The sequence below is a fragment of the Cryobacterium sp. TMT2-10 genome (assembly GCF_004403075.1).
Classification (GTDB): domain Bacteria; phylum Actinomycetota; class Actinomycetes; order Actinomycetales; family Microbacteriaceae; genus Cryobacterium; species Cryobacterium shii.
In genome coordinates this window covers 88,815-102,310 of the sequence record NZ_SOGW01000120.1, presented here as the reverse complement: position 1 = coordinate 102,310, position 13,496 = coordinate 88,815, and the positions used below count along the sequence as shown (strand labels likewise).

General features: G+C 65.8%; 12 protein-coding genes. 6 read left to right on the top strand and 6 right to left on the bottom strand.

What is annotated here, in order from left to right:
- The first annotated feature begins 24 nt into the window (after positions 1–24).
- From E3T37_RS15025 to E3T37_RS15015, 3 genes are read left to right on the top strand one after another with little or no spacing between them, the layout of a single operon-like run.
- Entirely contained in the window at positions 25–420 is a 396-nt protein-coding gene (locus E3T37_RS15025) for a nuclear transport factor 2 family protein (protein WP_134368077.1), read from the top strand.
- A gap of 29 nt (positions 421–449) precedes the next feature.
- Complete coding sequence (locus tag E3T37_RS15020; RefSeq protein ID WP_134368076.1) at positions 450–1,826, top strand: cytosine permease; 1,377 nt, start codon at positions 450–452, stop codon at positions 1,824–1,826.
- Positions 1,807–2,487 (top strand): cyclase family protein, encoded by a 681-nt coding sequence (locus E3T37_RS15015; protein ID WP_134368075.1) that lies wholly within the window; start codon positions 1,807–1,809, stop codon positions 2,485–2,487. The genes E3T37_RS15020 and E3T37_RS15015 overlap by 20 nt, the downstream gene beginning before the upstream one ends.
- A 543-nt stretch (positions 2,488–3,030) precedes the next feature.
- On the opposite strand, the gene E3T37_RS15010 is transcribed toward E3T37_RS15015, so the two are convergent.
- Both E3T37_RS15010 and E3T37_RS17665 read right to left on the bottom strand, forming a co-directional pair.
- Entirely contained in the window at positions 3,031–3,534 is a 504-nt protein-coding gene (locus E3T37_RS15010; protein ID WP_166806116.1) for a DEAD/DEAH box helicase, read from the bottom strand.
- Between the two features lie 36 nt (positions 3,535–3,570).
- Positions 3,571–3,834 carry an Ltp family lipoprotein gene (locus E3T37_RS17665; RefSeq protein WP_134368073.1) on the bottom strand — a complete coding sequence of 88 codons (264 nt, stop codon included), beginning with the start codon at positions 3,832–3,834 and terminating at the stop codon, positions 3,571–3,573.
- Between the two features lie 83 nt (positions 3,835–3,917).
- On the opposite strand from E3T37_RS17665, the gene E3T37_RS15000 reads away from it, so the two are divergent.
- A complete protein-coding gene (locus E3T37_RS15000) occupies positions 3,918–5,369 on the top strand; it encodes a sensor histidine kinase (protein ID WP_134368072.1) in 1,452 nt (483 codons plus the stop codon).
- Positions 5,363–6,004: a response regulator transcription factor gene (locus E3T37_RS14995; RefSeq protein ID WP_134368071.1), complete on the top strand. Its 642-nt coding sequence runs from the start codon at positions 5,363–5,365 to the stop codon at positions 6,002–6,004. The genes E3T37_RS15000 and E3T37_RS14995 overlap by 7 nt, the downstream gene beginning before the upstream one ends.
- On the opposite strand, the gene E3T37_RS14990 is transcribed toward E3T37_RS14995, so the two are convergent.
- Together E3T37_RS14990 and E3T37_RS14985 are read right to left on the bottom strand one after the other, a co-directional pair.
- A complete protein-coding gene (locus tag E3T37_RS14990; protein ID WP_134368070.1) occupies positions 6,001–6,273 on the bottom strand; it encodes a hypothetical protein in 273 nt (90 codons plus the stop codon). The genes E3T37_RS14995 and E3T37_RS14990 overlap by 4 nt on opposite strands.
- A gap of 85 nt (positions 6,274–6,358) precedes the next feature.
- On the bottom strand, positions 6,359–11,047 hold the full coding sequence (locus tag E3T37_RS14985; protein WP_134368069.1) for a PxKF domain-containing protein: 4,689 nt from the start codon (positions 11,045–11,047) through the stop codon (positions 6,359–6,361).
- A gap of 358 nt (positions 11,048–11,405) precedes the next feature.
- On the opposite strand from E3T37_RS14985, the gene E3T37_RS14980 reads away from it, so the two are divergent.
- The gene (locus E3T37_RS14980) at positions 11,406–11,825 is read left to right on the top strand and encodes a hypothetical protein (RefSeq protein WP_134368068.1); all 420 of its coding nucleotides are present in this window, start codon (positions 11,406–11,408) and stop codon (positions 11,823–11,825) included.
- A gap of 96 nt (positions 11,826–11,921) precedes the next feature.
- On the opposite strand, the gene E3T37_RS17475 is transcribed toward E3T37_RS14980, so the two are convergent.
- Both E3T37_RS17475 and E3T37_RS14970 read right to left on the bottom strand, forming a co-directional pair.
- Entirely contained in the window at positions 11,922–12,779 is an 858-nt protein-coding gene (locus E3T37_RS17475; protein WP_134368067.1) for an Ltp family lipoprotein, read from the bottom strand.
- 60 nt (positions 12,780–12,839) lie between these two features.
- Positions 12,840–13,379: a hypothetical protein gene (locus E3T37_RS14970; RefSeq protein ID WP_134368066.1), complete on the bottom strand. Its 540-nt coding sequence runs from the start codon at positions 13,377–13,379 to the stop codon at positions 12,840–12,842.
- Between the last annotated feature and the right edge of the window lie 117 nt (positions 13,380–13,496).

The window sequence follows — 13,496 nt, the reverse complement described above, 5'->3', positions numbered from 1 at the left end:
ACAAGCCCGACACAGGAGACACCCATGACACTGCCCACCCCGACGGACGAAGCAGTCCGTGCCGCGGCATCCGCCATCGTCGAGGCGTTCGCCGCCACCGACGGCCCGCGCTACTTCTCACTGTTCGCACCCGACGCAACCTTCGTCTTCCACACCGAACCTGCGCGCATCGAGGACCGGGCTGCCTACGAAGCCATGTGGAAGGAATGGGTGGGCGGCGGCTGGAGCGTGGAATCCTGCGCATCGAGCGCGGCCGCGGTGCAGGCGTTTCCCGGCGGAGCCGTCTTCACCCACTCCGTCAGCACGAGCGTGAGCACCGCGGACGGACCCATGTCCTACCGGGAGCGCGAAACGATCGTCTTCCGGTCTAATTCTGGCGGCCTCATCGCCATCCACGAACACCTCTCACCCCAGCCCTGACCCGACCCCTTTCATCGAGGAGCCCAAAGATGTCGCTCTACACCCGTCTCGACCGCCGACTGGACACCAACTCAGATGACGCGGGCCCGGTTCGCGGAACCTACTCGCTCGGCCGCGTGCTCATGATCTGGCTGGCCGCGAACCTTGTGGTCACCACCCTTCTGACCGGCACGCTCTTCGTGCCGGATGTGCCGTTCGGTCTCGTCATCGCTCTGATCGTGGGCGGAACGATCGTCGGAGCAGCAGTGCTCGTGACGGTCGGCGCGATCGGAACGCGCACCGGCCTGCCGACGATGGCAATCACGCGCGGACCGTTCGGGACGCGCGGGAGCCTGCTGCCGGTGGCCGCCAACGTGGTCATCCTCATGGGCTGGAGCTGGGTGCAGGCGATGCTCGCCGGGATCGCCCTCAACTACATCGTCGCGTCGATGACCGGGTTCTCGAACCCCGTCATCTTCGCGGTGCTCTGCCAGACGATCGTCGTGATCCTCGCGATCTTCGGCCACGCCGGAGTCGCTCGGGTGGAACCGTGGTTCGCCGTGGTCATCCTCGCGATCGCCGCCTACATCTTCGTCGTGGCGTTCACTACTTTCTCGCCGGCAGACTTCGCGGCCATCCCGGCGCCGCTCGAGCCGTTCTACTCCCCGGGACTGGCGTTCGATGTCGTGGTCGCGACCGCCATATCGTGGACGGTGCTCTCGGCCGACTTCAACCGCTTCGCATCGACGACTCGCGCGGGCGTGGTCGGCTCGGGAATCGGTTACACCCTGTCGACGGTGATCTCGATGTCGCTCGGAGCGAGCGCGATCGGCTACGTCGTCCTGGGGGGCGGCGACGCGATGCCGTTCGACCCTGTGACGATCATCGAACCCTTCGGTGCCCTGTTCGCGGTCGCGATCTTCCTGTCCGTGATGGCGACGAACACGATGGTCGTCTACGGCATGGTCACGAGTGTGGTCAACGCGCTCCCAGGCCGCCGGGTGAAGTTCCTGTCCACCGCGATCGTCCTCGGGCTCATCTCGATCATCGGTTCGACCTTCTTCGGGCTGCTGGCCCAGTTCACGACGTTCCTGGTCACGATCGGCGCCCTGTTCGCACCGATCTTCGCGATCATGATCGTCGACTACTACATCGTCGCGCGCGGCAGCTACAGCGCCGACATCCTGAAGGCCCAGGGCGGTCGCTACTGGTACGCCGGCGGCATCAATTGGCTCGCTGTCGCGTCGTGGGTGGCCGGTGCGGCGTCCGCCTACGTGTGGGCGTACGTGTGGCCGCTTCCGTTCGGTGCGACCGTTCCCGCATTCCTCCTGACCTTCGCCGTGTACTTGGCCTTCTCGCTCGCGCGCCGCAGCAAGACTCCTTTCGAGCCCAGCCGGCACCTCGCCGATGCCGACACCTCTCGCTGACGGCCTTGGAGCGCCGCCGCGCACGGCGCTCCGGGACCTCAGCCACCCGATCACCGACGGGATGCCGGTGTATCCCGGCGACCCGGCGGTCCACGTCGACGCCGCCCTGGACCTCGACCGCGACGGGGTGGCCGTGACGGGGCTGCGAATGGGGTCTCATACCGGGACGCACATAGATGCGCCGTCCCATACCGTCGCCGGTGGCCGGACAATGGCCGATGTGGCCCTCGACGAGCTCCTCGGCGATGCGCTGGTGGTGCGGGTGCGAGCGCTCGCCGAGGGCGAGGTATACGGGTGGGACCGGCTGAATGCGGAGCATCCGCTACCGGATCGACTGCCCCCGATAGTCGTGATCGACACGGGCTGGGCGCGGTGGTTCGGCGACGCACGCGCAGTGCGACATCCGGCCCTCGATGCCGGTGCTGCCAGCGAGCTCGTCGCTCGCGGGATGCGGATCCTCGCGGTCGACACGCTGAGTCCCGACCCGACCGGTACGTCGTCGGCCGCCTTCCCCGTGCACGAGGTCGTGCTGGGCCGCGGCGGGCTGATCGTCGAGAACCTCTGCGGCCTGGATGACCTGCCCTCACAGGTGCGGATTGGCTTCTTCCCCCTGCGACTCGGCGGCGACGGGGCGCCGGTGCGCGCGGTCGCCTTCGTCTGAGGCCGAGCAGCGAATGAATTCGCGCCTCGCGCTGGGTCAGATCGGGAGTCAGTGGTCAGGCGCTGGCCTTCCTGGAGGAAAAGAATGAGGGCTGCGGAGGAAATGGAGTTCAACCCTCACCGCCGATCCACGGGACGCAACCGATCCACCGCGCCCTGGTCGATGCGGGTTACACGGACACGACTGGCAATCACTATGTGAAGGGCGATCTCGAAATTGACATTCTGGTGCCTTCGTATGGTGCGCGATTCGAGACGGCTACCGTCGGCGGCCGCGGATTTGATGCCGTTCCAGGCCTCAGGCTTGCATTCTCTGTTGATCCGATCGTCCTCCATGTTGGCGTGATTCTGACGGACGGAACTCCACTTGGTTTCGTGGTCCGCGTGCCCCCGGTCGAGCTCGGTGGCTGGAAGATCGGAACCGCTCCCGTATCCGGGACGAGGCTCGACGCCGCTCGAATCCTGCATACCCTGGCGGACTCGGCGCGCCAGGGCCTTGTCGTGGCCAACGCGGGCGCCCCTGCGGACAGACTGGCTGCGCTCATCAGGGCACTTGTCGCGAGGCCGATGGCAGGGGCCTAGCGTCGGCCCCGCCCGACGCGGTGAAGCCGAGCTTCGCGATGACACGCTGGCGCTTGCGGAACATTCGATCAAACACCGGTAGCTCGGCGTCCCAGTAGTCGTGCACCTGTGACGTGGTAGGGCCGGGCTTTGCGGTCGCGGGGCGGGAGGCGCGGGAGATGCGGCCGATTTGTTGCACGATCCGGCCTTTGAACGCCATCGGAACGGCGAGGAAGAGAGCGTCGAGGCTGGGCAGGTCAAAACCTTCGCCGGCGATCTTGTCGATCGCCACGAGAATGAACGGATCGGAGGGGTCCCGGTCGGACATTTCGGTCCGGATCCGGCGCCGTTCCTTGGGGGCCAGCTTCCCGTGCAGGACAACGACCGTGGCGGCTTCCGTTCCCAGGAGCGCCGCGAGCCGAGCGACATGTTCAACTCGGGTCGAGAGAACGAGGCAGTTCCGTCCCGCTCGATACGCGGCGAGCACGTCTGCCGCTATGCGCTGGTTGCGCTCGACGACTGGTCAGCCGTTCAAGTGCTGGATTGCGAAGTCGGCTTCCTCTGCGGTGAACTGCTCCCCATGCTCGCTGGTGAGCTGCTCACGAATCGACTCTGGCGACATGGCCATAGTCTCCTGGTACGACTTCGCCTTGGCGAGGGCATTGGCGTTCCAGTCACATTCAGGCCCTTGGATTGGGGGCGCGCCGCATTTCAGGTGCGGCGCTACACTCACTTCACCCGAGCAGCTGACCCGACAGCCGCTGTTAGCTGAACCGAGGCGCCCCATGGGTCTTGCCCGACACCGACGGTGCGGTCGTTCGCACAGCACACTAGATTTGCCCGCTGCACACTGTCGTTGGATGGCCGCCCGTGCGTGAACATCGCGTATCCAGCGTCAGCCTGACCACTGCAGCGTGGATGTTTGGGTCCACAGTCACCGGCCTGATCCTGTGGAGCCCCTGGCTGGATTCGGGATTCCGGAGCCCGAATGCGCATTTGGCGCTTGATACCGTGTACTCCTGTGTGGCACTCCTGGTGGCCTATCTCGTGTTCGGCAAGTATGCGCGCCGGCGCCGGCTGTCGGACCTGCTTCTGGCCAACGGCCTCGTTCTCCTGGCCGTGCCGGGACTGGGTCTCTCTGCGGCGGCCGAAGCGCTGAGCGGTCCGCTCCCCGGCGCTCTCGATGTGTGGCTGCCGCTGACGATCAGAGTGATGGGGGCCGCCGTCATCGCCGCGGCGGCGATGGCAAACTTCGGACGTCCCAGAAAGCTCGCCGACATCCGCCGGTCCCAGTTCGTGCCGATGGCGGTGATCATGCTGCTCGTGGTGACCTGTCTGGCTCTCTGGGCGGCCCGGCTGAGCCTTCCGGTCACACTCGACCGGGGCGGCCTTCCGGCGCAGGGTCAGGACGGCATCACCGAGTGGCACCCTCTGGTTCCGATTGCGCAGGGCGTCGCGGCGGTATGTTTCTTCACCGCATCCGTCGCCTTCGCCGTTCAGTCACGACGGTACACAGACGAACTGCTTCGCTGGCTGGGGCCCGCGTGCGCCCTCGCGGGGTTCTCGCGCCTGGACTACACGATGTTTCCGTCCCGTTACAGTGACTGGCTCTACGCAGGCGACCTGCTCCGCGCCGGATGCTACGTGCTGCTGCTGGTGGGCGCCGCGCGAGAGCTCAGGCAGTACTGGAGCGCGCAGTCTTTGGCCGCAGTAGAGGATGATCGGCACCGCGTCGCGCGGGAACTGCACGACGGCGTCGTCCAGGAGCTGATCTACATCCGCTCCGCAAGCCACGCGATCCCGGCGGAAGTCGTTGTCGCCGGTGGCGCACCCGGTAATACCATTGCTCCAGGCAACGCCGCAGCCCGCATCCTGGCCGCCTGCGACCGGGCCCTCGACGAAATACGCGCTGCCGTGCAGGCACTCGGACGACCAAACGACGAGCCGTTGGGCATCGTGCTGCGTCGCACAGCGCGAGAACTGGCCATGCGCTATTCCGTAACCCTGGACGTCGACATCGACGAGTCCATCGTCGCTAACTGGGACCAGAAACACTCGCTCATGCGCATTGCCCAGGAAGCCGTCGCGAATGCGGTGCATCACGGCAGAGCGCAAAGAGTGCTGTTGCACCTGGGCTCTGTCGGCGGTGAGCGACAGCTGCTGATCCGGGATAACGGCTTGGGATTCAACGTGGCCGAAACCCTCGGGCAGAATGCCGGTTATGGGCTGCTCAGCATGCGGGAACGGGCTCAGGCTCTTCCCGGTTCGTTCGAGGTGGACCGGGCCTTCGGTCACGGCATGGTGGTGAAGGTCACATGGTAGGTGAGCGGATTCGGGTAATCATCGCGGACGATCACGCTCGGGTGCGCGGTCAGATTCGGGCGGCGCTTGAGGACGGCGGCTGCGAGGTTTGCGCTGAGGGCGCGAGCGCGGACGAAGCTATCGTGTTGGCGCTCGAGCACCGGCCCGACGTGGTGCTGCTCGACATCCACATGCCCGGCAACGGGATCTACGCCGCGGGCCGGATCAATCTCGAGCTGGGGGACACTGCCGTCGTCATGCTCACCCAGTCCAAAGAGGATGACGACCTGTTCGATTCCTTGCGGGCCGGGGCATCCGGTTATCTTCTCAAGGACACCGATCCGGCGAAACTGCCCGATGCCCTGCGCAGCGTGCTGGCGGGCGATTCGGCGATCAGCCCGGGTCTGGTGACCCGCATCCTCGCGGAGTTCCGAGGCCCGGCCCGGCGCCATCTCAGGCGGTCTGCTGCCGCCGCGAGGCTCAGCGCCCGCGAATGGGAGGTCATGGAGTTGCTCGGCCAGGGCGAGTCCACCGATCAGGTGGCGAAACGACTGTTCGTGTCGCCAACGACCGTGCGGGTGCACGTTTCCTCGGTGCTGCGCAAACTCGTCGTTCCTGACCGCGATTCAGCTTTCAAGCTACTCCGCAACGACTAGGGAGCGCCGACCTCAGCAGTGCCGATGTCGCCCCCACTGCCCGCCAGGGCGACCAGCGCGGCGCCCAGCCCTTCGGCTTCCTTCAGCGTGTACTCCGTGCTGCCGATGAGTACGTAGGGCCCATCCGCAGTGCCGGTGTCAGGGTCGACCGACAGGCACAACCGGGCAAGCGCGCCATCGTCGAGGGCCAGCGGTTCGCTCACGTGCAGCCAATTCTCTTCACCAAGACCGGGGCTATGACGGGTCGTGCACCAGGATGGGCAGTGCATGTGCTTGTCCTCTCTTTGCTTCATGTAGCGGGCGGCACAAGGCCCCGCGCCCGAGAGGGTGCGAGGCCTTGTGCCTGATCAACGGCTAGCGAAGTCCGATGTTGACGAAGTGCGTCTGCCCGTCATCCAAAATCACGGCGATGCGCCAGTAGTTTCCGCTGGCACTTCCGGTTTTCCAGTTGTAGATGTACTGCTTGCTTGTCGCGTCGTACTTGAAGACGCTGCCGCTGTCGGAGACTGCGGTGTACACCGTCTCATCCACCGGAACGTTCATCGCAACGCCCTTCACCGGCGTCAGCCAGATCGGGGCGGAGGCAGCCTGCACGAGGTTGCCTGCGGCGTCCCGCAGCTGAAATTTGACCGGCACAGTGCTGCCGGCTTTGAACACGCTGGTCGCGACGCCGATCTGGTGGGCGGTGTCATTGATCGGCTGCAGGAACCCGTCGAACCGGTAGACCACCCGGAAGGTGCCCGTGATGGTCGTCGAGTTCCCCGCCTTGTCCGTGGCCGTCGCCGTGTAGGTGAAGGTGCCGACGCCGTTCGCGTTGCCACCGGTGACGGTCACCCGGCAGGACGCCACCCCGGAAAAGCTGTCAGTGGCCGTGCAGGTCGGCGCGGGCACGGAGCCGACGGTGAAGGTGCCATCCTGCACATTGACATTCGCGGTGGTGAGTGTCGGCTTCTCCTGGTCGATGTTGATGCCGGGAACGCTGGCCGTGGTGCTGTTGCCGGCCTTGTCGGTGGCGGTACCCGACGCGGCGTTGGCACCGTTGGCGGAGAGCACCACCGGGTCGGGGCAGGTGACTATGCCCGACAGGGCATCCGTGCAGGTGAACGTTACGGTAACAGGGCCCGTGTACCAGCCGCTGGCCGTCCGGGTGCCGGCCGTGATGGTGCCAGTGATGGTCGGTGCGGTCCTGTCGAGCTTGACCGTGACCGAGTCGGTACCGACATTGCCGGCGGTGTCCGTGGCCGAGCCGGTGACGACCCGCCCGGCGGTCTCGGTGGAAACCGTGACCGGAGCACTGATGCCGGTGACACCGGAGCCCCTGTCGTCGTCCTTCGCCGTGAAGGTGACGGTGACGTCACCCTTATTCCACCCGTCGGCGTTGGGCGTGGGTGAGACGGTGTGGGTCACGGTCGGGGCGATGTTGTCCCACTTGAGAGAAACCCCGTTCGAGGCTTCCACGTTGCCGGCCTTGTCGACCGCGTAGTACTGCACAGAGCCGCTTCCGCTACCCGTCAGCGGAACACGGACCGTTGCGGTCGCTCCCGCCGTCACCTGTTCGGTGCCGCCGTCAACGCTGTAGCGGATCTCCTTCACGCCGGAGAGGCCGGCCTGGTCGGTCGCCGTCAGCACCACGTTGGCAAAGTCACCCTTGCAGTAGTCGTTGACCGCCGTGCAGGTGTTGTTGCTGACCGTGCTGGGGGCACTGCCGTCGATGTTGATGCCGGAAACCGTGACTCCGGCCGCCTGGTTGCCCGCGACATCCGTTGCCGGGTCGCCGGTCACCTTCTGGTCAGCACCGTTGCCGGTGATCAGCTTGCTTGTCGGGCATTTTGCGATGCCAGAGAGGGCGTCGGTGCAGGTGTAGTCGACAGTAACGTCGCCTGAGTACCAGCCGGCGGCGTTCGCCGACGTGGTGGGGGAGCCGTCGATGTGCGGCGCGGTCCGGTCGATCTTCACACCCGTCACCGATGCGGGGTCGCTGAGATTGCCGGCCTTGTCGGCGATGGTTACCGGACCGGCGCCCAGATCGGCGCCCTCTCCGGTGACGTAGGAGTCGCCCGGCTGGGTGGTCGGGTCGATGCCAGAGAGCGCATCATCTCCGATCCATTTGACCAGCACGTCATCCGTGTGCCAGCCCGCCGCGTTACCGTCGGCCGGAACGCCCATCAGGGTGGGCTTGACCGTGTCGATGTTGACGGGGCCGAAGGTCGTGGTGCGCGTGTTTCCGGCCACATCGACCGCATCGCCGACTACCGTTTGGCCGGCACCGTCGTTGGTCAGTGTGGTGTCTCCCGCACAACCGGCGACTCCGGTCTGCAGTCCTGAGGCGAGGTCGTTGCAGCTGAAGGTTACGTCGACGTCGGTGTTGTTCCAGCCCGCGGCGTTGGCCTTGGGGCTGGCGGCGCCGACGATCGTCGGGGCATCTGTGTCGACGTTGACGTTGACGGTGTTCGTTGTCGCGTGTTCCTCGGTGTTGTCGGCGAGGTCGACACTCCAATAGGTGATGGTGTGGGTGCCGGTGGAGAGATTCGCGGTGAACGGTGCACCATAGGTTTGCGTCTCACCGCCGTCGATCGTGTAATGCGTGGCGGAGATTCCGGAGCCGGTGTCGCTCGCCTCGAATGCCACCGGGATGCCACTGGTCACGAACCAACCGCTGGCCGGCGAGATCGGGTTCACCACCGTCGTCGTCGGTGCGATGGTGTCGACCTTCAGCGTGAGCGGTGCGCCGGCCTTCTCAACGTTGCCGGCACCGTCGGTGCTCCAGAACAGGACGGTGTGCTCACCCGTGCTGTCGAGGCTGAAAGCTTCGGTGTAGGCCTGTACCGCACCGCCGTCGACGGTGTAGCTGGTGGCCACCACATCCGATAGATTGTCGCTGCCGGTGAGGGTGACCAGCACGGCGTCGCCGTACCAGCCGCTGGCCAGCGGGTCAGGAACATCGGCCACGGTGGCGGGCGCCGAGCGGTCGATCTTGATGCCGGTGACTGTCTTGGTGGTGACGTTTCCGGCCACGTCGGAGCAGCTCGCAGTCGATGACAAGTTGATGCCTTCGCCGGTGACGCTGGTGTTATTCGGCTGGCCGGCCGGACCGGACAGGGCGTCCGTGCACGTCCAGGTCACCGTCACGTCGTCGGTGTTCCAGGCGGCAGCGGAGTACTCGGCGGTGAGCACCGGCGGCGTCTTGTCGATGTTGATGCCCGTCACTCCGGCGCTGTTGCTGTTGCCGGCCGCGTCGGTCACCGTCGCGAATGCGGACTGTTCGGAACCTTCGCTGAGAACGACGTTCGCCGGTGTTCCGGCGACGCCGGACAGCTCGTCGTTGGCGGTGTAGCTCATTGTGACGTCGTCGCGGTACCAACCGGAGTCGTTCTGCACGCCCGACGCGACGGCGCTGATTGTGGGCACCGTCTTGTCGACGCGGACGCTGGCGGAATCCGTTGCGCTGTTGCCGGCGCCGTCAGTTGCCGTTCCGACCACGGCGGAGGTGCCCTCAGTGGTGATGGTCGACGGCGCGGTGCAGCCAGCGACGCCGGATCCGCCCTGGTCGGCGCAGCTGAAGGTCACCGTCACGTTGGCATTGGTCCAGGTGCCATCGGCGTAGCTCAGCGGCGTGAAGACGTGGCCGATGGTGGGAGCGGTCCTGTCGATGCGGACCTGGGCGGTCCGCACGGCTTCGGCATTTCCGGCTGCATCGATGCTGCGGAAGGTCACCGTGTGATCGCCTTCGGAGGAGAGCGTGAAGCCGGTTCCCGTCTGGGTCGGGCCACCGTCAATCGTGTATTCGGTGCGGGCGACGCCGGACAGATTGTCGGCGGCCGAGAGGGACACAGTCACGGCGTTGTTGGTCCAGGTGTTGGAGCTGCCGCTGATGCCGGTCGTGGGCGCGGTACGGTCGATCTTCACGGCAGGGCTGGTCGCGGTGGTCGACAGCCCGGCACCGTTCAGAACGGACGTTGAGCTGGTCAGGCCGGTTCCCTCACCGGAGATAGTGGTGTCTACCGGTGCGGTCGGGATTCCAGACTCGGGGTCTGCGGCGGTCCAGCGAACCGTGACGTCGTTCGCGTACCAGCCGGAGGCGTTCGCAGGGGTGGTGGGGGTGCCGCTGAGTGTGGGGGCGCTGGTATCGCCGGCGGCTACGGAGACCGTTTTCGTGCTGCTGTTACCGGCAGCGTCGGTGGCGGTGCCAATGACGGTGCTGCCCGGCTGCACGGTGACTGCGTTGGTGGTGCTGCCCTGGGCCAGGCAGCTGGCGATGCCGGAGGTCGGGTCGCTGCAGGTGAAGGTCACCGTTGTAGTGCCGGCGGGGTTCGTGACCTGGGTCGCGGTAATGGTGGGGGAGCCCTTGTCGATCCGCACGGTGACGGATGCCGATGCAAGGTTGTTCAGCCTGTCTCGCGCCGTCGACGTGATGTTGGTGGTTCCGTTGGCGTTCACGGTGGATGACGCGGGCGTCGGGCCGGTTCCCACGCCGGAACCTGCGTCGGTGGCGGTCCAGGCGACCACAGTGTCGGTCTTGTTCCACCCGGCGGCGTTAGCGGCAGGGGTGAGGGTCGACTGCAGGACGGGACCGGTGTTGTCCACGGTGTAGGAAGCCTGCGCCGAACTTGACGACCCGGTGCATTTCCCCTGCGAATTTTCACTCGGGGAGGCCGTCGCGGTCACGGCGCGGGCCCCGTCGCCCGTGCTCGCCGTAGTGGTGAATGTCCACGTCGTCTTGCCGATCGTGGACATCTGGTGAGCGGTGAAGGCCCCGGTGACGTCGACGCACTTCGTATCGTTGGACGTGCTCACGGTGAGGGTCACGCCAGCCCCGCTCGTGGCGAACAGCGCGCCACCGACTGTCACGGTGCCTGCGCCGCCCGAGAAGGTGGCGCCGTTTGCGGACGAGGCGAACGCGGCCGGTGCGGTCAGCCCGCCCAGCACCACGGCCAAAACAGTGACCAGGCTCACCCACAGACGACGCCAATCCGGGCTCGGATGCGGCCGTGAGGGCGCAGAGGAAACCAGGTGGCGGGCGGCGGGAGCGGGCAAGAAGTTCATCTTCGGTCCTTTGTCAGGGCATTGGCGCACGGGTGGCGGGTCCTCACGCTGACCGTAAGCGCACTCACGCGCCCGGCACAGAGGGTCGGCGTTCAAATGCCTAAACGGAGGCCGAGGTTAGAATCCACATAGCCTTGGTTGAACCCCTCTGACCACCACGTGCGGCGTCAGTTGAGGCTGCTGGGTGATCGCCCACGCGTAGACGGCGCGTTCTTCCCAAGCCGCAGCCGCTCGAGGCTCTGCTCACCGAACAGGCCTATACCTTCTGGTCGCGCCGTACAAAGATGCCTGGCGTGCGCAGTGACGGATGGCCGGGGCACAGACTCGGCGCGAATCACCGCGTTGGAAGGAGAAGAAGATGCCGAAGGTATCGAAGGACACTGCTTCGTCTCACACCGGGTTCCCAGGCTATGTAGACGCCTACGAGCAGGAGATCGGTGGCTGGACCGTCACCATTGAAAGCAACCTCATCGACATGGATCAGGCGATCTTCTTCAAAGGTGCGCTCAATGATCAGTGCCAGGCGAACCACTTCGGATACGTGCTCAAGGGCAAATTCGGTGTGCGGACAGGCGAAGGGGTCGAGGAATTCTTCGAGGCCGGGGACGCGTTCATAATCGAGCCCGGGCACACGCCGATCGTGTTCGCTGGCTGCGAGTATGTGGCCTTCACTCCCACCCAGGACGCAAAGGAGCAAGCCGCGGTGATCATGCCGAACGTCATGAAGTTTGCGCAGGAACAAGGAATCGCACTGCCGGCGCAGGGACCGTCTTCCTAGTCCGAAATGCCGAGCCGAGTGCACAACGAACCCCCTGCTGAGCAGGGGGTTCGTTGTTTGCCCAAGGGCAGGCAGGATCCTCGCTGTGACGACCGACTAGTCGTTCAGATGCTGAATCGCGTAGTCGGCTTCCTCTGGGGTGAACTGCTCCCCGTACTCGCTGGTGAGCTGTTCACGAATCGACTCGGGTGACATGGCCATACTTTCTTGGTAGGACTTAGCCTTGGCGAGGGCGTTGGCGTTCCAGTCAGACTGAACGTTGTCCACCGCGTACTGAGCGGCCTCCGGCGAGAATCTTTCGCCGTACTCCGATGTGAGCTGACCAAAGAGTCCCACTTTGCTCATGTGCATGGTCTTCGAGTAGCTCGCGGCCTTGACGAGCGCGGACGCGAACTCGGCAGGCACGGCTGGGGCCGGAGGCTCGGGAGCCCGCGTTTCCTCAACTGGTGCCACAGTCTCGACCGGCGTCGGTTCCGCCGCCTCAACCGAGTCGGCGGTCGCGTCCGGCGCCACCGCTGCAGGCGTTGCATCCTGCGGGTTCGTGGCTGCGTTCACGCCCGAGATGAGCATCGAGAGGGCGATCACCGCGCCGGAGACGATCCAGGCGATCTTCTTGTTCTGGTCGTAGCCGGCCAGCATCCGTCCCTGCTTGTCGCGCTGGGATCCGGTGAGAACCAGGATCAGGTCGACGAGCACCCACACACCCAGACCGCCGAAGGTGAACAGCTTGAGCAGGCCGGTGCCGATCTTGCCCAGGTAAAAGCGGTCGACGGCGAAGAGGCCGAGGAGCAGGGCGAACAGCCAGTTGATCACGAACGACTTGTTCGAGACGGACGCAGGGCCCGGGGTGAGCGGCACGTTCTGCGGCAGGCCCGGGGGAGTGAACGGGATGGCCTGCTCCTGCTGTGATGCCGGAACCCCGGCGATCGGGGAACGATTGGTGGTGTCAGTCATTGTGGTGGTCTCCAGTTCGGATGGTCGTTCGTGAGTACAAAAGAAGAGGTAGAGAGGTCGTTATTTCGTGACGTCGATCACGATGTCGAGGCCGTTGTCGGGGTGGTAGCCCCACGACGCGGAGTAGCCGTCCCAGGTGCCGGTCTGGCGACCGTCCAGTGCCCGGGTGGTGTCGATCCGGCTGATCACGCTGTCCGGGGTGCCGAGCTCGTTGAGGATGCAGGCCATATCCGCGTAATCGGCGCCCACCGACTCCTCGCCCTCGCCATCCATCGTGATGCTGCGGCCCTCGTCGCCGACGGTGATCCACAGGCCACCTTCGACGTCACAGGCCGCGGCCGCGTCGGCCATGGGGTTCGCAGCCACGAGAGAGCCGATACTGCCGGCGACGGATGCGACGAGCAGCGATGCGATCACGCCGACGACCGCCCCGAGGCCCAGAGCCGCCCCGCCGATTCGGAGCTCCCGGGTCGAGAATGCCCGAGCGGATGCCGGTGCGGGGGCCGATGCCCCAGCGGAAGCGGCCACCGGGTCTGGTGCCGGCCCGGCCTCCGCGACTATCGCGTGAACCCCCGAAACGCCGTGGTCGTCTGTGGTCATGTCAATGAACTCCTTTGTCGCTGAAACTTGTCGCTGAAACTGCGGGCTGTGTGTGTCGAGTAGCTGGAGCAGGCGGCACCGGTTGTTCCCCCCGGAGCCGGCACCGCCTGCCGGTGC